Below are 21,726 nucleotides of genomic sequence, written 5' to 3' on the forward strand. Positions count from 1 at the left end.
ATCATGAGAAAAATACCTCAGATCAGTGTTGATGTTACTTTTTTATCCGCCATTCAATCTAAAAAAACTCAATAGTTATTATGATAAATGTGATGTCGAAGAATATCTCACTTGGTTTACGGAATGGCTTCGTGAGATGGTTCGGATCACCAAACCCACAAGCTCTGTTTTGTTTATAACATTCCCAAATAGTTAATATATTTTGGCTCTTATCTAAATGAAATTGCTATCTTCCGCCAATGGATTTCCCGGGATGCAATGGGTTCTCATCTTGGTAAAATGCTTTTACCTAATCACTATGGAATTTTATTATTATGTGAAATCTAACCAATTTAAGTTTTATGATATCAGAATTATTGAACAACCGCTGTAGAAATTGCCCTTAATCTTACAAGATTATGGCGGTAAAAAGAGCCAGATGCATCAATTTGGACCTCTTATCTCTGATGTGTGGACGGATATTCACCGGATAAGGTCCAACAAAAGAAGGGATGAATATCCCTGCCAATTAACCATCCATCTACTTGAAAGATTGCTGCTTATGAGTAGTGAAGAAGGAGATATCGTATCCCGAACCAATGGTGTTGAGGACAAAATTAAAGGCAAAGGACTGATCAATGTGATTGTAATTTCGCTCTGGCACTAAGTCCAGAGTATCACTTTTTTACTCATATTCAAGTATAACTGCAAAAAAGACTGTACCATTAGAAAGTCTTTCGGTAAGAGGTATCAGGAGTCTCGTGAAATAAACCAAAAGTTTCTCTTTTGAATTGTTGGGCAGGGTATCTCTAGCGCCCTTGTCTTTATATCTCTCTCCTCGATCGTTTTTAACAAGCAGCATATAAGTATATCTGCCGTATTAAAAAAGCTTCTCACATTAATCCAGAACCTTTTCAAAATCTGGATTTTGATAATCTATCTTTTGCCATTAGTGACTCTTTTATAACCCGTTATACCTGCAAGTATATAATACCATGGGAGTGATAATAAAGTTGTGTCTAAGGGTAGAAAGAGAGGAGGATATAAGATGGATCAGCAGACATTTGAGAGGATAAAAAACGAAGCAATTGAATTAATACTGAAGAAATATTTTGGTGAAAACAAGAAACCAAATGAAAAAGTAGCAATGCGGGAGTTTCTTGAAGAACTACTTGATGAAATCATGAAGGGTGAAAGTAAAGGAAATTAGGTCTTTTGTTTTCTTAGATGTCCTAAATAGATAGTAAATATATATACATGACGAATTAGTAGATAATCTTAAAAACCGAATAGAACAGATAAGTAGAAAACTTGGAGTTTATTTTCAGTCTCAGAGTATTTTTTTAGATTAAATTTAATTCTGCAGATTGATAGACTGAAGTATGGTAAATGGAAGAATCCTGTGCCTGTTATCAAATCAAAAGCATATGAACTTTTACAGCTCTTTAATATGAGGTTTTACAATGAGACACAATATTTTTGATAACTGCCGTTTTGCTTACAGGAATGGGAGACGATGGAGTTGATGCCATGGTAAAGATAAGGAAGGCTGGAGGAATAACCATTGCAGAGTCTGAAGAGACAGCCATAGTTTTTGGTATGCCAAAGGAAGCAATAGAAAGAGGTGGTGCAGAGATTGTTGCACCGAGTTACAAAATTGCAGATGAAATCGTAAAGGCAGTAAAAGCACTGGCTTAAAGAAGTGTAAGTGTAAAGTGTATGTGAATGTGAAAATTGAGTAATGATCAAATGTTATTGAATGCATTTTTTTGTCATTGCGAGGAGCGATAGCGACGAAGCAATCTCTGAGATTGCCACGCCTCCTTCGGAGGCTCACAATGACAGATAAAAAATCAGTGAGGCTCGCAATGAAGAATAAAAATAATCGGGAGGCTCGCAATGACGGAAAAAATAAGCATAGGGGTTGCAATAATAGGCTAACGAAGGCTTTATATAAAAATTGCCCAATTTAGATGTGCATGTATTAGGAGGGTAAAAATGAAAGAGGAAGAGAGACTTTTGCAGATTTACGAAATGATGGAGTCGCCTGACCAAGAAAAAATAAGACAACTTATTGAAATACTTAAAAAGGAAGACTCAATTGCAATGAGAGAAGCAATTGTAACCTCTTTAAAATACCTTGACTTACAACCTTTTTATGAAGAAATATTTAATCTATTCAGCTCAGAAGATGCGTATTTAAGAAATGCTGCAGTTGAGATATTTGGTGCAAAGGGCAGTGATGCTGTAGCATTTTTAACATCTAAAATGGATTCTCAGTATCATGAAGTAAGAAAGCTTATTCTTGACAGTCTTGTTTTAATAGGCTCTCCTGAGGCTCAGCTTGCAGTTCGAGCTTATATTTATGATGAAAATCCAAATGTTCAAATCACAGCAGTTGAATATGTCGGGAAACTTCAAGACAAAGAAAGTGTGCCAGAACTTATAAAACTTTTTAAACAAAAAGATGAGCCAATGCTAAGGTCAACAATCATTCAGTCAATTACTGAGCTTGAAAGTGAAGAAGGCTGTAGAGAAATCTTTAAATATTTCTCTAATACAGAAATACCTGAGTATTTATTGCCTGACTTCTTAAAAATGGTTGCAAAGGTGGGAGATTTAGAAACAATTTTAAAAACACTAAATATACTCAAATACTCAACTGCTGTTGCAAAGGATTTGATAGATTTTATAGAAGAGACAGCAAACAGGTTTCCTGAGATTAAAAATAATCCTAAAGTGCAAGATATGATTTCAAAAATTTTAAATGACCCATTCGTAGATGAAGAACTCAAGGAGATATTAAGAGGAGAGGAGCAGTGAGGGGCGAAGAAGGAAAAGAGGGATTGCCACGCCTCACCTTCGGTGAGGCTCGCAATGACGGAAAAAATAAACGGCAGGCTCGCAATGACCTTCCTCCCCGTCATTGCGACTCCGAGCGAGGCGAGAAGGAAGCAATCTCAAGAAAGATTGCCATGAATTTAAGGGTATGTAATTACGAAGACAGGTAAAGGAGAGGAGCAGTGAAGCTTACCATAGAGGAATTTGAGAGGTTTGCAGATTTAATATACAGAAAAACAGGAATAAAATTTGAGAAGCACAAACTTTATTTTGTTGAAAAAAGAATAGAAAAAAGGATGCAGGAACTTGGAATAACCAATCCTACAGAGTATTTAAGGCTTTTAAAATTTGGAGACCCAAAGGGTCAAGAATTTCAAAAACTTATTGAGCTTTTAACGATAAATGAGACATACTTTTTCAGGGATTTTCCCCAATTGCAAGCCTTTGCAGAATACTGTTTACCAGTAGTTGTAGAAAATAAAATTAAAACAGGTGATGAAAACATCAGAATCTGGTCTGCAGGCTGTTCAACTGGTGAGGAGCCATATACTTTATCAATCATTTTGAATGAAATGCTTGACCCTGAGGAATGGAACATAGAGATAATTGGAACTGATATTGATACCCAAGCTCTTGAAAAAGCAGAAAAAGGTATCTATGAGCCAAGAAGTGTAAAAGATGTTCCTCCTGATTATCTAAAAAAATACTTTTTAAATTCTGGTTCAAAATTTATAGTAAAGGATGAGGTTAAGAGATTTGTCAGACTTGAGCATTTGAATTTAAGTGATTTTTTAGCCTTAAGAAAATACAGAGGTTTTGATTTTATATTTTGCAGAAATGTTCTTATATATTTTGATGAGCTTTCCCGTAAAAGGGTTGTTGACCATTTCTATATTGCTTTAAACAAAAAAGGATTTATATTTTTGAGCTCAACAGAATCGCTTTCAAGAATTACAACAGCCTTTAAATTGATAAAACTTGGTCCTCATTTAGTATATACAAAGGAGTGAGAGGATGAAAAAAGTACTTGTAGTTGATGATTCAAATGTAGTGAGAGCCTTTCATAGCAATATACTTAAATCTGCAGGATTTTTAGTTGATGAAGCAATTGATGGAGCAGATGCACTGGAGAAGGCTTTAACAAAAGAATATGACCTTATTCTTTGCGATATTAACATGCCTAAAATGGATGGATTAACATTTATAAAACACTACAGGGAATTTTCCAAAGAAACACCGATAATAATAATCACAACACAGCAGGAAGATATAAATAGAAGAAAGGGTTATGAGGCAGGTGCAAATCTCTATATTGTAAAACCCGTAAAGCCAGATATTTTAATCACCTATATAAAACTTTTACTGGGAGAGGAAATATGATAGAGATTAAGCAAAAAAATGGCTCAGTTGATTTAATTTTCAAAGAAGAATGCAGAATTTTTGAAATTGAAGAAGATATTGAAAAAATCAAAAATGCCTTAAACAAAGGCAAAAAAGCGAAGAAAATCAACATTGCTATTGCAGAAGATGCAGAACTTGATACGGCATATTTTCAGCTGATTTTATCCATTTTAAATTCAGAATATGAGGTGATTGTTAACGAGAGTTCAATACTTAGGGAATTAAAGTTACTCTATGGTATTGAAAATGCTTTTTAAATACGAACACATTGAAGAACTTCCCTATCCGTTATTGAGAGGGTGTCTTTTTGTCATTGTGAGCCCTCTTTTTCCGTCATTGCGAGGACTTCCCCATCGCCGTCATTGCGACTCCGAGCGAAGCGAGGAGGAAGCAATCTCGTCTTTTTCTTTCAATAAGGAACGGGATTGCCACGCAGTCCTTCGCACTGCTGGCAATGACAGAATGGGAGCGACAAGGAACGGGATTGCCACGCCTCCTTCGGAGGCTCGCAATGACAGAAAAAAATCAGTGAGGCTCGCAATGAAGAATAAAAATAATCGGGAGGTTAGCAATGACAGAAAAAATAAACGGGCAGACTTGCAATGACAGAATGGGGCACAAAAAGAGAGATCACTTCGGCTTGCTTTGCAAGCCTCGTGATGACAGAAAAGGGTGTCATTGCGATGGTCGCCAAGCTTTCGTCTCGCGACAGGCTCCCATTATTCCGTCATTGCGAGGAGCGTCAGCGACGAAGCAATCTCGTAGAGAGGGTTGCCATGAAAGGCGAGATTCTAAAGGGATAAAGGTGGACCTTAGGGAGGTTTGCCAGATGGAATGGAAGATTCTTCAACTACCTTGAAAAAATGAAAAGAATAACATAGGAGGCTGTTATGCCAAAGACAATCTTAATTGTAGATGATGCAGGATCAATGAGAGGACTTGTTGCAATGACTTTAAAAAACAGTGGATACAATGTTATTGAAGCAGGTGATGGAAAACAGGCTCTGGAACAACTTCAAAAAGTTGGCAGAGTTGACTTGATAATAACAGACTTAAATATGCCAAATATGGATGGAATACAGTTAATAAAAGCAGTTAAGGCTGATTCAAAAAATAAATTCACGCCTATTGTAATGCTTACCACAGAAAGTCAGGAAGCAAAAAAAGAAGAAGGAAGACAGGCTGGAGCAAAAGCATGGATTGTAAAGCCCTTTAAACCCGATGTTCTTTTAAGTGTTGTAAAAAAAATTATCGGGTGAGGTGTGATATATGGAAATAAACATGGAGTATTACAAAAAACTTTTTTTAATGAATCAAGAGAAATTCTTGAGAAAGTCACAGAAGACCTCTTAAAGGCAGAAACAGACCCTGAAAATTCTGAACTTTTAAACTCTATTTTCAGAGGAATTCATACAATTAAAGGAAGTGCAGGAGGTTTTGAGCTAAATCAAATATCTGAGTTTGCTCATCACATGGAGACACTTCTTGATAAGATAAGAAACGATGAAATCAAACTTTCACCAGAAATTGTTGACCTCCTCCTTAAAGGTGTTGATACTCTTTCTGAGATGATAAATTCTTATGAATCAGGCACAATCCCTGAAATAGACCAATCTCTTGTAGAAGCTTTTAAAGGATTCATTATAAAAGAGGAAAAGCCTCAGGAGCAAAAAATACAAGAAGAACCGAAGCTTCAACCTTCAGTGACAATTTCAGTTCAATCTGAAATTGAGGCAGAACTAAAAGATTTTCAGAAACAAGGTTATAAAACATATAAAGTCCTTGTAAATTATACAGATGAAGAATTTGTAAACGGCTTTGACCCATTGGTTTTCCTTAGAAATCTTAAAAATAATTCTACTTTCTACAAAGCCTGTGGTAGCAAAGATTCAGTCCCTTCAATTAATCAATTTGAACCTTTCAAGCTTTATCTTAAGCCAGAAATTTATGTTGCAACAGATTTAAATGCAGATGAGATAAAGGACTTAGCTTTTGACCCATCTTTGATAGAAGTAATAGAAATAAAGGAAAAGAAAAAGAAAGAAAATATACCCTTTGAAAGTATTGACAGCAGTGTAATAGAAGAATTCTTAATAGATGCCAATGAAGCTTTAGAGACAATTGAGAAAAATATAATTGAATTTGAACAAAAACTTTCTCCCAAAAGCCTGCAAAATATTTTAAGAGTTGTGCACACTCTTAAAGGAGACTCTGACTACATAGGACTTTCAAGACTCGCAAAATTTGTCCATACACTTGAATCTGTTCTTGACGCCATTAAAAATAAAAAGTTGCAGCCTTCAAAGGAGACAATAGATACAATTTTAAAGAGCATTGATTTATTAAGAACCATACTCATAAATCTTAAAACCAATGAAGGTTATCCTAAGGAGTTGCCTCTTATTCATGAAAGACTTGAAAAATTAATAACATCAGCACCTTCAGAAGTGCTCACACCTACAATTTCAGAAGACAAGGGAACAGTTTTTATAGAACAGGCAAAGCAGTTCAGAGAAATTGTTAAACTGTTTCTTATTGATGAAAAACTGGATGAAGTAAAGCTAAAAACTATTAATAGAGCATTAAAAAGCCTCAGCACAATTTCAAAAAATATTGGAATAAATACCCTTGCAATTCTTGCAGAAAAAGCTATTCAGCATCTTGAAAAATCGGAGATAAAGGATTTCAAAAAAATATTCAAACACATAGATGCTTTCATTGAAGGCATCTTAACTGGTGGAGTAAAAAGACTTGGTGAAATATTAATTGAAGAGGGAAAGGTAAGCGAAAAAGACATTGAAGAAGCCATATCTAAACAAAAAAAGCTTGGTGAGATTTTAGTTGAAACAGGCAAAGTTAAAGAAGAAGATATAAAAGAAGCTCTTGAGAAACAAAAACTTATGGAAACTGCCTCACAGCTTAAACCTCAGGTAGTTCAGCAAGTTGAAGAAGTCAAGACAATGAAAGTTGATGAAAGAAAAGTGGAAATGCTCAATAATTTCATTGGAGAACTCATTGTAGTGAAAAATTCTTTTGAATATCTGTTCTCAATGTTAAAAGACAAGATAGACCCCCATTTGTTAAGAATTTTTAAAGATAACTTTTATCAGATGAGCAGGGTATCAAGAAATCTTCAGGAAGGTATAATTTCTCTAAGAATGATACCAATAAAGCATATTTTCCAGAAGTTTAATAGAGTTGTGCGGGACATAGCAAGAAAACAAGGAAAAATGATTCATTTTATTACTGATGGCGAAGAAACAGAGATTGATAAAAAGGTAGCAGATATGCTGTCTGACCCTCTTATACATCTTGTGCGAAATGCCTGTGACCACGGAATAGAAACTCCAGATGAAAGAAAGAACAAAGGAAAACCTGAAGAAGGCACAGTGATACTCAGGGCATTTCAGGAAGGAACAAATCTGGTTATAAAAATTATAGATGATGGAAGGGGAATTTCAAGAAAGAACTTATATGAAAAAGCTAAGGCTTCAGGGATAGATGTTAAGTCTCCTGATGATCCTGAAATCTTGAGTTTGATATTTCTACCTGGATTGAGCACAAAAGAAAAGGTTACTGAAGTATCAGGCAGAGGAGTTGGAATGGATGTTGTAAAAACAACAGTTGAGTCTCTTGGTGGAAAAGTTACAGTTGTCTCAGAAGAAGACAAAGGAACAGAGATTACACTTACTCTGCCAACAAGGATAGGAATACTTCAGAGTCTATTTGTTGAATCTGCGAAAAGACTTTATGCAATTCCAATTGAATTTGTAGTGGAAACCAAAAAGGTTGATGTAAACAAAATTAAAAGAATTCATGAAAGATTAGGAATATACTGGAGAGGAAAGGTAGTTCCTGTTGAAACACTAAGCGTTCTTTTAAATGGTGGACAGAGGACAATTAGTAAAAAAGAACTTTTAAATAAAGAGATTCCAGTTGTAATACTTAAAACAAATTCAGGAGAGTTTGGAATAATTGTTGATGAATTGCACAGAAATATGGAGATAGCAGTTAAACCATTGCCTGAAGAATTAAAGGATTTAGATTTAATCTCAGGCATTAGCATCATGGGTGATGGAAGAGTTGTTCTTGTTTTAAATCCAGAAACATTGGTTTAGGAGGAATAAAAAATATGGATTCTACATTTATTTTAGTTGCGAAAATTATAATTCTAATCTTTGCGGTGGTATTTGTAGTTTTCTGGTATAAGAAAAAAGTGATTGAAAAGGAAAAAAAATACTCAGAAATAAAAAATCAGTATGAAACTTTAAAGGCAAAGTTTGAAGATTTTATTTTAAACGCAAATAAGCTTTCAGTAAGACAGAAAGAGATGCTTAAAATAGCCTACGAAAACATAAAAGAAGTGAGTGTTTACGTTGAGCAGGCAGTTGTAGATTCAGTGGATAAATTTATGATTATATTAAATGAAATCAAAAGAACAAATGAAGTTGCAAATAAAATTTTACTGGATTTGATTGCAGAAATAAGTTTTAAACTTCATAGATTGGTTAATTCTCAAGTGGAGGGGTCTCAATGTCCCTCTTTTGAAGAATGTCAAAAAACAAAAAGATGCCAGCGATTAGTTAAAAATGGTGAATTTTTACTTTCTAAAATCATTGAAGAAGTAAAAAAAGAGTATTTAAATCTTGTTTCCCAAATGGAGAGTGAAATAGATATAGAAAGCTTTCTTAAAAACTTCCAGCCTCTTAAAGGCATGATAAACGAAATCATAAAAACCTTAAGGCAGACATCAGATATGTATGAACAGATGAACATGCTTTCAATTAATGCTACAATTGAGGCAGTAAGGGCAGGCGAGCATGGAAGAGGCTTTGTTGTTGTAGCATCAGAATTTGGCAAGCTTGCTGTTAATGCAGAAGCCCTTTCAAAGAATGCTCAAAAACTGATTGGCGACATCTCAAAACAGATTGAAAGCATAGAAAAAATAGTAGGAATTTTTGAGAAAGATATAGATTTGGCAGAAGAAAATTTAAGAAATTTTATCCCTGTTTTAAAAACATTGTCTTTGTTTGAAAAGATTATAGATAAATCTTCTAAGTTAATTCAAGAAAACGAAATCTTATATGAAAACATTAATCAAATCATTGTCAATCTTCAGTTTCAGGACATAACAAAGCAAATGCTTGAGCATGTAAACAAAATCATTGAAACAGTAGGCAGTGAAATAGATTCTTTAGACATAAAGCATTTGCTTGAGGAGGGAGAGATGCAGGAGATAAAAAAAGATATACTTCAAGAGCTTGAAAACAACTTTACAATGAATAAGGAAAGAGAAATTGCAAGACAAACCCTGCTTAAGCTTAAAAAGGAAGCAAAAAAGGAAGAAGATGTTGTTTTCTTTGATTGATTTTAATTAATATTAATTAAGAAGGATTGACTGTGAATATATCATCTAAAATATCAAGATTAAAAACCTTAAATGACATACTTCGCAGTATTAAGCCTTCAATGAATATTGGCTTTGTTTATGACGATGAAGAAGAGTTTTATGAGCTTTTGACAAACTTAATTTCAGAAGACTTTGGTGAAGATATCCTTATCTTTACTGATGCTTATTGTGATAATGAATTGAAAAAAAGGCTTTCAAAAGAGAGTGGGCGGATTAAGATTTTCAGGATTGAGTAGATTTTAAAAAAAGACAAAAAAGTAGACTTTAATGTCATATCCAATGAGATAAAAAACTACTTAGAAAATAGAGAAAACACTTTTCCTGTTAGAGTATTCATTGATACAAGATTTATTTTTGTGAATGAAAAGGACATTATTGATTGCTTCTTGACTGTAGAAGAATTAGTAAGAGCCTATCCGATTAGTGTAATCTGTGGTTATAGCTTTTCAAGCTCAGATAAGGATTTTCTTAACATAGCTTTAAGACTTCATCCCTTTATTTTAAGACAAGGCAGGTTTTACCATAACTTTTATCATTTCTCACCGGAAGATATTTTAAAAGAAGACTTCTCCACAGCAAGGCTTCAAAGAATTTTTCATAATTTAGAGGTTGTTCATGATACATTTTCAGAATTGTATGAAACTTCGCAGAAGCTACAAAGAATATACAACAACATGATCGTTGGAGTTTTAGTCCATACAATAGATAGAGATATATTAGACTTCAACGAGGCTTTTTTAAACATGGTAGGATACTCAGCTGAAGAGATAAGAGGGAAGAATACAAGTATTTTCTACAAGGAAAGAAAACACTATGAAGGAGTTGGCGAGGAACGTCTTAAACAGCTTTTTGAAAAAGGATTTATTGACCATGAGATTGAGTGGCTCAGAAAAGATGGAAGAAAAATTTGGGTAAAGCTATTTACAAAACCTCTTGACAAAGAAAATATTGAAGAAGGATTATTTTCTGTTGTAGTTGATATTACAAAGGAAAAGAGAGCATTAGAGGCTTTAGAGAATGAAAGAAATCAACTTCTTTCAATATTTGACAGCATAGACTCTATCATATACATCTCTGATCCCTTTACCCATGAGATTTTATATGCCAATAAGTATACAAAAGAGCTTTTTGGCAAGGATTTGGTAGGCAAACTATGTTATGTGGAGCTTCAGGGCAAAGACCAGCCATGTGAATTCTGCACAAATGAAATAATACTTAAACTTGCAGGCAAGCCTTACAAATGGACATATTACAATCCAATTTTAAAGCGATATTATGAAATAATTGACAGAATTATAACATGGACAGATGAAAGACCAGCTAGATTTGAGATAGCCATTGATATAACAGATGTGATAAAAGCAGAAGAGGAAAAAGCAGAACTTCAAAGGCAGATTAATCAGCTTCAAAAGCTTGAGGCAATTGGAAGACTCGCAGGTGGAATAGCCCATGACTTTAACAACATTCTCGTTGCCATTAGAGGAAATGCGCAACTTGCACTTATGAAAATGCATGACGATGACCCCCTGAGGACAAGAATTGAAGCAATAATTGAAGCCTCTGACAAAGCAGCAGCTCTCACAAGAAAAATACTTGCATTCAGTAGAAAACAGGATTTTGAGCTAAGAATAGTAAATATAAACGAAGTAATCGCGGAACTTAAGCGGATGATTGAAAGGCTTATGGGTGAGGACATTGAGCTACATTTTGACCTATACGGTGAGCCTTTAGCAGTCAAGTGCGACATCTCACAGATTGAACAGGTAATCATGAATCTTGCTGTAAATGCAAGGGATGCGATGCCAAATGGAGGCAAGCTTACAATTAAAACCTCAGCGGTAACCCTTACAGATGAATATGTAAGCGCGCACATAGGAGCTAAAACTGGCAATTATGCTTTAATTGAAGTATCAGACACAGGAGTTGGAATGTCAAAGGAAGTAATGGAGAAGTGTTTTGAGCCATTCTTTACAACAAAACAAGGAGGCACTGGATTAGGTCTTGCAACTGTATATGGCATAGTAAAACAGCATAATGGAAATATCTGGGTTTACAGCGAAGAGGGTAAAGGGACAACGTTTAAAATATATCTGCCATTGACTGAAGGACAATCAGAAAAACTAAAATCTTTGCATAATGCGCAGGAAATACCAAAAGGAAAAGAAACAGTGTTTGTTGTTGAAGACAACAACGAGACAAGAATAGTGACTTCAGAGATGCTAAGAAATCTTGGATACAAAGTTTATGAGGCAAAGGATGCTGAAGAGGCTCTCTCCATATTTAAAGAAAAAGCAAATGAGATAGACATAATACTTACAGATGTGGTGATGCCAAAGATGAGCGGAGTTGAATTAGTCAAGGCAATAAGAAAGATTTCACCAAGAGCCAAAGTTTTATACATGTCGGGCTATTCACAGGAGCAGTTAAACCTTCATGTTGGAGAATTATATCTGCTTAAAAAACCTTTCACTCTTCAGGAACTTGCACAGAAACTAAGAACTGTATTGGATTAACATTTGCGACATAACGCTCCTCACGGTGACATACTACACAGTCATTGCGAGGCAGCCGTCAGGATGCCGAGGTGACCTCTTTTTCGTTGCATATAGAAAGGCGAGATTGCTTCGGTGCTAACGCACCTTGCAATGACGAGGCGGGTGGGTCATTGCGAGCCTGCCGTTTTTTTCCTTCATTGCGAGCCTCACCGAAGGTGAGGCGTGGCAATCTCTCCATTGTCCGAAGAAAAAAGACGAGATTGCTTCGGGACTTCGTCCCTCGCAATGACAAGAAGGAAAGTCTTCGCAATGACGAGGCGGGTGTTCACCATGCACCATGCACTAATCACCATTCACCAACTTCATTGACAAATATCAATTTATTATGAAATAATTAACCATGCAAACCACATTTGATAAAGAAACAATTGAAAAATTAATGGATGAGTTTCTGAAGAATTATCTGCCTGAGTATATTGAACAATATGTTTCTGAAAGGGAAATAAAACTTAAGGAAATTGCTCTTGTTGAACGAATTGTCAGAGTGGAAGAAGAGTTGAAAAGCTTAAGGCTTCTTGAGGCAGAAAGACATGAAAGACTTTACTCAGAGATGAATGCTCGGTTTGAAGCTATAAATGCTCGGTTTGAAGCTATAAATGCTCGCTTTGAAGCTCTACAGAGAGAGATGAATACTCGGTTTGAAGCTTTATACAAAGAGATGAATACTCGGTTTGAAGCTATGAATACTCGGTTTGAAGCTTTGGAAAAAAGGTTGTCTTTTCAACAGTGGCTTACTGTTGCTGGGTTTTCATTTATTGCTATATTGATTGCTGTTCTCAACATTTTTGTAAAATAAAATTACCAATCACCAATCACTAATCAGAGACTGCTTCGCCACATCGAGTGGCTCGCAGTGACGATGTAGGGCATGAAAAAGGCGAGATTGCTTCCTCCTCGCTTCGCTCGGAGTCGCAATGACAAGGCGTGTGGGTCATTGCAAGGCAGACCAAAGCTCTGCCGAAGCAATCTCTGAAATCTCCACGTTATCGCTCGCAACAGGGGGTTCGCAGTGATGAGGATATATCGCATTTTCGGCACGAGCCAAATATAGAAGGTTGAGAAGAAAGTTTGATATAATGAAATAGTTCCATGATTTTTGAGGATTTAAAAAATTTAAGCAATTCGGAAAAGCAAGCTAAAATTGTCAAGATTTTTTCATCTTACCCGGGAATCCTAAGCAATGTGGAAAACTTGTTTAAAGAAATACAAAGGTCAACTCTTAATCATCGCATTCCTTACGAGGTTGAAAACCACTTCATAAAATATTTCACTTATTACTTCAAACATCCTGAGGGCTTTGAGGCTGCAAAAATTTTGTTTAGCTATCTGATTGAATGCCTTGACAATAAAAAAATCCTTGAAAGCTCTTTGAGGTCTCTTTTGAGAATGACGCTGAAGTTAATAGAAGAGTGTAATTCAGCGGAGAATCAAAAATTTCTATCCATTGCATCGGATATCTTTGAATATCTCCTTTCGCTTGATTTAAATGACTACTTGCCAAAACTTGATAGCTTAAGAGTTATAGGGAAGACAATTGTTAAAATGCAGTTTATCCAAGAGGAAAATCTTCTTAATTTTACGAGACTTTATAAAATTTATCTGCAAGCTCTTTATAATACCTTATCCTCAATCAAAAATCCCCTTGCCTACTACAAAGAGATATTTCCGCAGGGCTATCTATTTGTAGAAAAAACATTCAACTCACTTTACGAGGAATTTGATGCATACAATAAAAAAATACAGACAGCAGACGATTTGAGGGAACTCGTGACAATTCCCGCAGGAATGGAGCTTTACAATATATTTCGTGAGCTCCATAGAAAATTTATCGTCTCCTCCAATGATTTGATAGATTTGCAAAATAGAATATACTATTTTTTCTGGATTACAGAAAACGAAGTTCTTGCGGAATTATACGATTTTGCAATAAGGGAAATAGGCAAAAATATCAAAAATACTTTTCCTGCCCTTGTAGCTTTGTCAACAAAGAAAACTCTGGAACTGCTTGATAAGATATTTATAAAATTAGATTGCTTCTTTTTTGTCCTGCCTGATGCTGTATTATTTTCGCTTGAAGAAATCGGAGAAGCTGTCTATACATCAGGCGATAAGGAGCTTATAAACTTTTATATAGAATCTTTAATTTCTATCGGGTTTCATACTCCACAGATAAAAGGTTTCACTGACGAGTTTGAAATTGGTGATAACAGGAATCATATAAGGAATCTGAGACTTTGGTTTAATCTTATTTCAAAAAAACCTGTTTTATCTAAAGACCTGATATCAGCCCTGAGCTTATATTTGTTTTTTGGAGGAGTTCATATAAAGGATACTGACTTTTTCCAGAGGGAAATCACAAAACTTCTGAATTCCAAAATCTTGCCAGTATTTTATTTAACCAAACCAATATTGAGAAACCTTCCAGTTTATTACAATGAAATCAATGCAGAAGGACAGCTCAGAACTGTCTCAACTGAAGTGGACGAAATCTTTAAAAGAAAAGACCCTCTTATACACTTCATCAGAAAGCAGGTGCATGTAGAAAGCAGTCCCTTAATACTTGATTTGCTCAAAGAAACAATTAATTTCTGGATGACTGGAAATGTTTCAGAGCTAAAAAAATACGCACCTTCAGACATAATAGAAGCACTTCAATATGAAAAAGAGCATTTCTCTGAAATGGGAAGACTATTTCATGAATTGATAAAAGATTTTGGCTCCCTTGAAAATCTTCTCATGAGTCAGGTGGATTCTGTAAACACAAAATTAAATCAATACAATTTTCCCTACGAGCACAAAATTAAAGCGGTTCTTGCAATCAGACTATATCAACTACTTTACAGAAAATATAAAATTGACTACTGCGAGTTGGAGAACTTCCTTAAGGAAACCCTTTTTTTGGGTTTGCCAGATGGTTCTTATTTAAATGAAGTTCTTAAGCACGATTCGCTTTTCAATAAAATTCAGGCTCTTGTAATATATCTTGAAGAATTAAAGAATATTATTCTCTCTCCAGAAAAATACGAGGTTTTTGAAGACATAGCCCATAAAAGACATATTGCTGCAGGTATACCGTCTGTTTATGGAAGATACAGCGAGAGAAAGTTTAATGCCCTTTCTGTATATTTAAGACTTGAAAACATACTAAATGGATTGTTGGATGAAATTGAACAGTCTATTGATACGGATTTTATTACAAGGGCTACGCTTTTCAGGATAGAAAAATATCTTAGACTATTCATGCGAATTATTGAATTAAATGGTTTGTCTTCTCAGAAATTCATTCATACCCTTGACATGCTTACAGTTGCATTAGAAATCCGAAGATTCACATTCTCACAGTATATGGATATATTCAGAAATCTTTCAGAATCAGTCAGTGATATAGTAAACACATATTGTACAGCACCATATAAAAAATGGCTAAAAAAAGTTATCTCAAAAATCTACGGAATTTCTGAGAGAGAGGAAATTGAAAAATTTGAATTTATCAGTGCAATGTCAGAAAAATTCCTCAGGGACGCTGTTATGCAGTATCCGGGACTGAATCAGTTGGACAGACTTATCGGCAGAATAATAAAGACCGCATACAATCAAGCAGAGAGGCTTCAATACAGGGAACTTGATTTACTAATGACCTATGATCCTAAAAAAATACTCTGCGATATTTACACGCCAAAAAAAGAAATAAATGACCGAATCCATCTCGGTAACAAGGGACATAATTTAGTAAAACTCGCCAGCAAGGAAATATTAGTCCCCCCGGGATTTATTATTACAACAGAAGTTTTCAGATGTAAAGAAGTTATTACAGACTTTGCTCCTGCAAGGGAACATTTTGAAAAGGAATTAAGGGAAGCTATAAAAAGGCTTGAACCTCTGGCAAAAAGCAAATTCGGTGAGCCTTCTAATCCTCTTCTTGTATCTGTAAGAAGCGGTGGAGCTATATCAATGCCGGGAATGATGAATTCATTCTTAAATGTTGGAATAAACGAGGAAATTGCAGAAGGACTAATCAATCAAACCGGAAAGCCGTGGTTTGTATGGGACAGCTACCGAAGATTTTTGCAATGCTGGGGAATGTCATTCGGCATAGACAGAGATGAATTTGACAATATTATGAACTTTTACAAAAAAAAGCATAAAGTTGAACTAAAAATCCAGTTTTCACCTTTGCAGATGAAAGAAGTTGCTCTGGCTTACAAGGAGTTCATATTATCGCTTGGAATAAAAGTTGAAGATGACCCCTGGAAACAACTTCTAATCGCTGTTAATCAAGTGTTAAATTCGTGGAATTCTGTAAAGGCTAAGGCTTATAGGGAACTGCTTGGCATATCAGAAGACTGGGGAACAGCGGTTGTCGTGCAAAAAATGGTTTTTGGCAATATTGATACCAATTCAGGCTCAGGTGTGGTTTTTACAAGAAATCCGAAGGAAGCATCTGACAGACTCGTGCTTTGGGGTGATTACACAACAGGAGCGCAGGGTGAGGATATTGTTTCTGGACTTGTAAAAACTTTTCCTATCTCAGTTGAGCAGAAAATTTACGAAGGAAGAGAGACTGACAAATCCTTAGAAGAAGCTTTCCCAGAAATATATGAAATGCTTTATGAAATAGCTGAAAAACTGATTTACAAGGAAAAATGGGAGCATCAGGAGATTGAATTTACCTTTGAAGGAAGAGGTAAAAAAGACCTTTACATCCTTCAGACAAGGGAGATGAGCTATTCAAAGGGCGAAATAGTAACAGTGTTTATACCAACTCCTGCTTTGAATGCAAACAAGCTTGGCACAGGAATTGGTGTAAGCGGTGGTGCTCTTTCTGGAAAAATAGTTTTTGATGTGGAGGATATCAAAAACTTTAAATCCATTGAACCTGATACTCCTTTAATTCTCTTAAGAGCAGACACTGTGCCAGATGATATTGTTCATATTGCAAATGCTGACGGAATCCTGACTGCCAGAGGTGGCTCAACTTCCCATGCATCAATAATTGCTACAAAACTTGGCAAAACATGTGTAGTAGGTTTTTCAAAAATGGTGGTGTATCAGAACGAAAAAAAGTGTAAAATAGGAAAAAGGGTTTTGAAAAAGGGAGATTACATCAGCATTGATGGCAGAAGCGGGATGGTTTTTTTAGGCAAACACGAAACCCAAAAAATCTATATTTCAACAGATTATTTTTAAATGAAAGGGAGGTTTGAAAATGGGAGAAACAGTATTAGGAATTAATGGACTGGGAAGGATTGGAAAGCTTACCCTGTGGCATCATATAGGAAGAAAACATTTTTCAAGGCTCGTGGTCAATCTTGGCAGAAAAGTTGGAAAATCTTTAAATGATTTGGCTTTTTACATTGAGCATGACTCCACATATGGTAGACTTCACAATTATCTTTACGGTTATAAATCAAAAAGTGTAATAGAAAAGATTGATGAGGCGAACTCCACAATGGTGATTGATGGAATTCCTATAAAGTTTCTTATGGAAAGCAGAAATCCAAAAGACATTGGATGGGAAAAACACGGAGTTAGACTTGTAGTTGACACTACAGGAAAATTTCTTGACCCAACACTTCCAGTAGATTCAAAGGAAGGCTCTGTAAGAGGCCATCTTGAAAGTGGTGCATACAAGGTATTGGTGAGTGCTCCATTTAAAATAAAAGATAAAACTCTTGAAATTCCCGATGATGCTGTGACAGTTATCATGGGCATAAATGAAGAGATGTATGACAGCAAAAAACACTTTATCATCTCTGGTGCATCCTGCACAACCACATGTCTTGCGCACATGATAAAACCTTTGCTTGATTATTTTGGAGCAGAGAAAATACTGAGTTTATCAATGGCAACTGTTCATGCAGTGACAGCATCCCAGCAGGTTTTGGACAGAGTGCCAAAGACTGAGGCAAAGGATTTAAGAAAAATACGTTCTGCTATGAATAACATAATACTTACAAGCACAGGAGCAGCAAAAACGCTTGCATTGGTTTTGCCTGAGATGAAAAATATAGGCTTTATTGCCCAGTCTGTAAGAGTTCCTGTTGTAACAGGCTCGCTAATAATTCTTGTTGTCGCATTTAGGGATGATGAAAACAACATAATCACCAATGACCTTATAAACAAAATCTACAAAGAAGCATCAGAAAGGGAAACAAGAGGTTATTTGCTCTTTACTGAGGACCAGAAAGTATCCACAGACATAATAGGATTTTTCGGACCTGCTGCAATCATTGAAGGAAGCGAGACGCACACAAGAACAGCTATGATTACACTTGATATTTCAAAAGTTTGCTCCATTGGAGCACCCTCTGTGGACAAATTACAAATTCCTGTTACACAGGCTGTAATATACGGATGGTATGACAATGAGCTTGGAAGTTACACAAACATGCTCGGCGACCTTACAGTTAAAGTTTCAAAGGATGTTTATTAGATCCCTAATTTTTACGATTCTTAAATTTTATTAAAGCTTTTTTGTCATTGCGATTGGTCGCTATGCCTTTGGCTCGCGACAGGCGTCCTTCTTGTCGTCATTGCGATGACTTTCCGCCCCGTCATTGCGACTCCGAGCGAAGCGAGGAGGAAGCAATCTCCCCGTCACCCCACTTCATCAACTTTTGAATAAAAAAATTTTAAAATCAATGAGTTATAATTTTTAGATTAGCCTACAAAATTCTCTCGCACTTTCGTAAGTTCTGAAAATCTTATTCCCTACTCCCAATATTCTAAGTATCTTTTTATGTTCCTCCTTAGCTTTGCTCATAATCCTTATTTTCTCCCCCTCTATCTCAAAACCTCCTATCCCTATCTCATAAAATTTGTCCAAACACTTCTTCAGACTGTTTTCTTTGCTCTCCCTTAACCATCCTTTCTCCTTCAACTCATCCATTAGCCTGTTTAACACTGTCTGGGCTACCACACATAAAAATATATGCGTCCTTACTCTCCTGTCTTTATAATGATATATCGGTCTTATCTCTACAAAATCCTTTAACTGCTTGAATGCATCCTCCACTGTCTGTAATTCCTTATACTGCCTCTCTATCTCTTCATCTTCTTCCTTTATTAATGTCGTCTGCAAAATATACTTCCCACACATATCATATGCCTTCTTTATAGCTTCTTGCTTTGCTATTATCTGAAATCTGCCTTCTTCGTATCTGAAATCATAATAATTCTCAGCTCCACTTTTTGTCAGTTTCCTCTGCGCCCTCCTCAGTATTTTCTCCCTGTCTCTTAGCTTTCCTCTTTCTACCATCTGCCTTACTTTTTCCAATGGGAGGTTATAATAAAATTGTGTCTATTGTGCAGATATTTTTTGGATTAGAGGAAAATGGGAACTAAAAAGAATAATAGCACAAAAAAAACAATTTATGGAATAACCTTAAAAAAGGAGGAATGGGAAGTGATAAGGCAGTTTGGGCTTGAAAATTTTATTAAAGAAATTGCAGAGATGCCACCTCAGGAAAGCATTAAAGTTTTAGCTGAGATGCTTTTTAATTTATTGATGAAGAAAGAAAGAGATTTTTTTGTAGAGGCAGACTCTGACAACAAATCAAATGGGTTTTATCAAAGACAGCTCGGATGTATGTTTGGAAATTTAAATTTGTCAGTGCCAAGAGACAGACAGGGAAGATTTCGCTCCGCAGTGCTACCACCTCATTGGAAAAGATTTGACAAAGATTTTGAGGATTTCATCCTAAATCTGATTCTGCAGAGTTATTCTCCATCAAAAATCAAAAGTCTTCCAGAAAAGCATGAATCTTCCATATTCTCCTGAGCAAATAGAGGAGTTAAAAGAGGAGTTATACAGTAAAGCAAAAGAATTAGTAAGCCGAGAACTGCCTTCTGATTGTTTTGCCCTATTTTGTGATGCATATCATACAGAGATGAAGGATGAAAGCAGAAGAATTCGTAAAGCAGTCATCTATACGGTTTTAGGGATAGATATGCAGATGAAGAAAGATTTGTTATGGGTATTATGTTTTTATTGGCTCAGAAAACAAAGGAGATTGGCTCAAGATATTTAACAATCTGATTAGCAGGGGATTGAGGAGAGTAATGATAATTGTCTCTGATGATTTTCCAGGGCTTAGTGAGGCTGTAAAGACCTTATTTCCTCAAACTGACCATCAACTTTGCCTTGTTCATATGCAAAGAAATATTTACAAAAATATGTCAAAGGCTGATGCAAGGCAGTTTAGTGAAGAGATTAACAGAATAAAACACATAGGCGATTATGAGGATACTGTCAGGGAATTTGAAGATGTGCTAAAGAGATTTGAAAAGAAATATCCTGCCTATATAAAGATGCTAAATAGCAAGAAGGAGAATTATTTTTGTTACAAGAAATATCCAGAAGAGATAAGAAAGCACATATATACAACGAATGCGGTAGAGAATATAAATAGCAGGCTGGAAGTCTTAAGGGTAAACTCTGGAGGATATTTTCAATCTGAGAAAACTGCATCAGTGGCTATATATGTGATAGTAGATAAAATAAGAAAAGGCAGATGGAGCAAACCGATGGCTGTATCTCGTGGGGTATTGTATGAACTTCAACAAATGTTTCAGATGAGATTTGCGCATGAGACACAAAATTCTTGACAACTGTCTCCTATAAATACTGCCTCCTTGATGTCGTATCTCTTCTTTAACTGACTTATTAGTCCCTTTACTGTCTCCTTATCTGATATGTTGCCTTCTATAACATCAAAATGCACTGGAAATTTATTCTCGTTCAAACATAAACACAACAATACTTGCTTTTTATCGGGCTTCCCATCCCTTGAGTATCCATATCTTGCAAGCCCCAGAGGTCCTTGACCCTCAAAGTATACTGAGGTAATATCATAAAGCAACAACTTTGTCCCTTGTGCTCCCGTCTTATAAAAATCATCTAACACATTATCCATCTTCTCATACAACTTGTCCATTGCCCTGTATATCTCATTTACATGCATATCCTCTTCCTTTAAATCAAACAGTTCCATAAAACCACTTCTTCGTATCCATCCCACTGATGCATACTTACTCCTTGGCTCTATTATCCTGTTAAGCACTACTGCCAAAAGCAAATCTCTTACCTTCTTTGGAAAATGCCTTAACCATCCCAGAAATCCTATCTTCATCATAAATCCTAACAGTAACAGTATATGCCCTACTGAAGTTGCATCCTCAAAAAACTTGTCTTTGTCCACTACAACCTTTTTCTCAGGTGACTTAAGCAGTTGCCTTATTTTGGAAATAAGAGGCTCACCTAAGTGAGTGATATTGGCAATTTTTTCATGCCTAACCTTTTTAGTTTTTTTGTCTCTGTAAGCTTTAGATATTTCGTAGGTTTTGTATTTTTTACCTTTTTTTGTTGACCAAGATTCTTTTACAAACATAGTTACCTCCTTTTTATATTAGTATACAAAAATTAGACAAAAAGTCAATATTTAAGGGAATAAATAAGCAAAAATAATAAAATTAGATTAGACTACAAAATTGAATGAAAAAAGATATAACTTATTGAATTATAAAGCTTTTGATATCTTT

General features: G+C 35.5%; 20 protein-coding genes and 1 pseudogene. 19 read left to right on the top strand and 2 right to left on the bottom strand.

The window, feature by feature from the left end; genetic code table 11:
- Positions 1–31 precede the first annotated feature (31 nt).
- From ACYQ3P_RS06995 to ACYQ3P_RS07070, 16 genes and pseudogenes are all read left to right on the top strand, one after another.
- On the top strand, positions 32–196 hold the full coding sequence (locus ACYQ3P_RS06995; protein ID WP_460177215.1) for a DNA methyltransferase: 165 nt from the start codon (positions 32–34) through the stop codon (positions 194–196).
- Positions 197–418: 222 nt separating this feature from the next.
- Entirely contained in the window at positions 419–646 is a 228-nt protein-coding gene (locus tag ACYQ3P_RS07000; protein ID WP_460177216.1) for a hypothetical protein, read from the top strand.
- Positions 647–1,027: 381 nt separating this feature from the next.
- A complete protein-coding gene (locus tag ACYQ3P_RS07005; protein ID WP_460177217.1) occupies positions 1,028–1,189 on the top strand; it encodes a hypothetical protein in 162 nt (53 codons plus the stop codon).
- Between the two features lie 272 nt (positions 1,190–1,461).
- Positions 1,462–1,677: pseudogene (locus ACYQ3P_RS07010) on the top strand (chemotaxis protein CheB); the annotation flags it as partial.
- Positions 1,678–1,977: 300 nt separating this feature from the next.
- A complete protein-coding gene (locus ACYQ3P_RS07015) occupies positions 1,978–2,802 on the top strand; it encodes a HEAT repeat domain-containing protein (RefSeq protein WP_460177218.1) in 825 nt (274 codons plus the stop codon).
- 200 nt (positions 2,803–3,002) lie between these two features.
- On the top strand, positions 3,003–3,830 hold the full coding sequence (locus ACYQ3P_RS07020; RefSeq protein ID WP_460177219.1) for a CheR family methyltransferase: 828 nt from the start codon (positions 3,003–3,005) through the stop codon (positions 3,828–3,830).
- 4 nt (positions 3,831–3,834) lie between these two features.
- Positions 3,835–4,200, top strand: a complete 366-nt coding sequence (locus ACYQ3P_RS07025; RefSeq protein ID WP_460177220.1) for a response regulator — start codon at positions 3,835–3,837, stop codon at positions 4,198–4,200.
- Positions 4,197–4,478: a hypothetical protein gene (locus tag ACYQ3P_RS07030; RefSeq protein WP_460177221.1), complete on the top strand. Its 282-nt coding sequence runs from the start codon at positions 4,197–4,199 to the stop codon at positions 4,476–4,478. The genes ACYQ3P_RS07025 and ACYQ3P_RS07030 overlap by 4 nt, the downstream gene beginning before the upstream one ends.
- 633 nt (positions 4,479–5,111) lie before the next feature.
- Entirely contained in the window at positions 5,112–5,480 is a 369-nt protein-coding gene (locus ACYQ3P_RS07035; RefSeq protein WP_460177222.1) for a response regulator, read from the top strand.
- A gap of 3 nt (positions 5,481–5,483) precedes the next feature.
- Positions 5,484–8,339, top strand: coding sequence for a chemotaxis protein CheA (locus ACYQ3P_RS07040; protein WP_460177223.1), 2,856 nt, complete (start codon positions 5,484–5,486; stop codon positions 8,337–8,339).
- Between the two features lie 14 nt (positions 8,340–8,353).
- On the top strand, positions 8,354–9,589 hold the full coding sequence (locus ACYQ3P_RS07045) for a methyl-accepting chemotaxis protein (protein ID WP_460177224.1): 1,236 nt from the start codon (positions 8,354–8,356) through the stop codon (positions 9,587–9,589).
- 32 nt (positions 9,590–9,621) lie between these two features.
- A complete protein-coding gene (locus tag ACYQ3P_RS07050; protein WP_460177225.1) occupies positions 9,622–9,867 on the top strand; it encodes a DEAD/DEAH box helicase family protein in 246 nt (81 codons plus the stop codon).
- A gap of 120 nt (positions 9,868–9,987) precedes the next feature.
- A complete protein-coding gene (locus ACYQ3P_RS07055) occupies positions 9,988–12,144 on the top strand; it encodes an ATP-binding protein (protein ID WP_460177226.1) in 2,157 nt (718 codons plus the stop codon).
- 382 nt (positions 12,145–12,526) lie between these two features.
- Positions 12,527–12,982 (top strand): hypothetical protein, encoded by a 456-nt coding sequence (locus ACYQ3P_RS07060; protein WP_460177227.1) that lies wholly within the window; start codon positions 12,527–12,529, stop codon positions 12,980–12,982.
- Positions 12,983–13,275: 293 nt separating this feature from the next.
- Positions 13,276–17,373, top strand: a complete 4,098-nt coding sequence (locus ACYQ3P_RS07065) for a PEP/pyruvate-binding domain-containing protein (protein WP_460177228.1) — start codon at positions 13,276–13,278, stop codon at positions 17,371–17,373.
- Positions 17,374–17,392: 19 nt separating this feature from the next.
- Positions 17,393–18,619, top strand: a complete 1,227-nt coding sequence (locus tag ACYQ3P_RS07070) for a type I glyceraldehyde-3-phosphate dehydrogenase (protein ID WP_460177229.1) — start codon at positions 17,393–17,395, stop codon at positions 18,617–18,619.
- A gap of 222 nt (positions 18,620–18,841) precedes the next feature.
- Here ACYQ3P_RS07070 and ACYQ3P_RS07075 read toward each other — a convergent pair whose 3' ends face one another.
- Positions 18,842–19,462 carry an IS1634 family transposase gene (locus tag ACYQ3P_RS07075; protein ID WP_460177230.1) on the bottom strand — a complete coding sequence of 207 codons (621 nt, stop codon included), beginning with the start codon at positions 19,460–19,462 and terminating at the stop codon, positions 18,842–18,844.
- A 57-nt stretch (positions 19,463–19,519) separates the two neighbouring features.
- Between ACYQ3P_RS07075 and ACYQ3P_RS07080 the strand changes: the two genes are divergently transcribed.
- The 3 genes from ACYQ3P_RS07080 to ACYQ3P_RS07090 are packed head-to-tail and all read left to right on the top strand — an operon-like array spanning position 19,520 to position 20,793.
- A complete protein-coding gene (locus tag ACYQ3P_RS07080; RefSeq protein WP_460177231.1) occupies positions 19,520–19,966 on the top strand; it encodes a transposase in 447 nt (148 codons plus the stop codon).
- Positions 19,944–20,216: a hypothetical protein gene (locus tag ACYQ3P_RS07085; protein WP_460176029.1), complete on the top strand. Its 273-nt coding sequence runs from the start codon at positions 19,944–19,946 to the stop codon at positions 20,214–20,216. Before ACYQ3P_RS07080 ends, ACYQ3P_RS07085 begins: the two co-directional genes overlap by 23 nt.
- Positions 20,217–20,223: 7 nt before the next feature.
- Positions 20,224–20,793 (top strand): transposase, encoded by a 570-nt coding sequence (locus ACYQ3P_RS07090; RefSeq protein ID WP_460178060.1) that lies wholly within the window; start codon positions 20,224–20,226, stop codon positions 20,791–20,793.
- Here the strand turns inward: ACYQ3P_RS07090 and ACYQ3P_RS07095 are convergent.
- Entirely contained in the window at positions 20,757–21,575 is an 819-nt protein-coding gene (locus ACYQ3P_RS07095; RefSeq protein WP_460177232.1) for an IS1634 family transposase, read from the bottom strand. The two genes, ACYQ3P_RS07090 and ACYQ3P_RS07095, sit on opposite strands and share 37 nt — an antisense overlap.
- Between the last annotated feature and the right edge of the window lie 151 nt (positions 21,576–21,726).

This window comes from Thermodesulfovibrio hydrogeniphilus, from assembly GCF_054657355.1.

What these genes read in the sequence shown, in the direction of transcription:
- ACYQ3P_RS07045 (WP_460177224.1), top strand. Translation starts at nt 8,354, where the DNA reads ATGGATTCTACATTTATTTTAGTTGCGAAAATTATAATTCTAATCTTT.
- ACYQ3P_RS07005 (WP_460177217.1), top strand. Translation starts at nt 1,028, where the DNA reads ATGGATCAGCAGACATTTGAGAGGATAAAAAACGAAGCAATTGAATTA.
- ACYQ3P_RS07060 (WP_460177227.1), top strand. Translation starts at nt 12,527, where the DNA reads ATGCAAACCACATTTGATAAAGAAACAATTGAAAAATTAATGGATGAG.
- ACYQ3P_RS07080 (WP_460177231.1), top strand. Translation starts at nt 19,520, where the DNA reads ATGGGAACTAAAAAGAATAATAGCACAAAAAAAACAATTTATGGAATA.
- ACYQ3P_RS07000 (WP_460177216.1), top strand. Translation starts at nt 419, where the DNA reads ATGCATCAATTTGGACCTCTTATCTCTGATGTGTGGACGGATATTCAC.
- ACYQ3P_RS07015 (WP_460177218.1), top strand. Translation starts at nt 1,978, where the DNA reads ATGAAAGAGGAAGAGAGACTTTTGCAGATTTACGAAATGATGGAGTCG.
- ACYQ3P_RS07095 (WP_460177232.1), bottom strand. Translation starts at nt 21,575, where the DNA reads ATGTTTGTAAAAGAATCTTGGTCAACAAAAAAAGGTAAAAAATACAAA.
- ACYQ3P_RS06995 (WP_460177215.1), top strand. Translation starts at nt 32, where the DNA reads ATGTTACTTTTTTATCCGCCATTCAATCTAAAAAAACTCAATAGTTAT.
- ACYQ3P_RS07030 (WP_460177221.1), top strand. Translation starts at nt 4,197, where the DNA reads ATGATAGAGATTAAGCAAAAAAATGGCTCAGTTGATTTAATTTTCAAA.
- ACYQ3P_RS07065 (WP_460177228.1), top strand. Translation starts at nt 13,276, where the DNA reads ATGATTTTTGAGGATTTAAAAAATTTAAGCAATTCGGAAAAGCAAGCT.
- ACYQ3P_RS07085 (WP_460176029.1), top strand. Translation starts at nt 19,944, where the DNA reads ATGAATCTTCCATATTCTCCTGAGCAAATAGAGGAGTTAAAAGAGGAG.
- ACYQ3P_RS07025 (WP_460177220.1), top strand. Translation starts at nt 3,835, where the DNA reads ATGAAAAAAGTACTTGTAGTTGATGATTCAAATGTAGTGAGAGCCTTT.
- ACYQ3P_RS07070 (WP_460177229.1), top strand. Translation starts at nt 17,393, where the DNA reads ATGGGAGAAACAGTATTAGGAATTAATGGACTGGGAAGGATTGGAAAG.
- ACYQ3P_RS07035 (WP_460177222.1), top strand. Translation starts at nt 5,112, where the DNA reads ATGCCAAAGACAATCTTAATTGTAGATGATGCAGGATCAATGAGAGGA.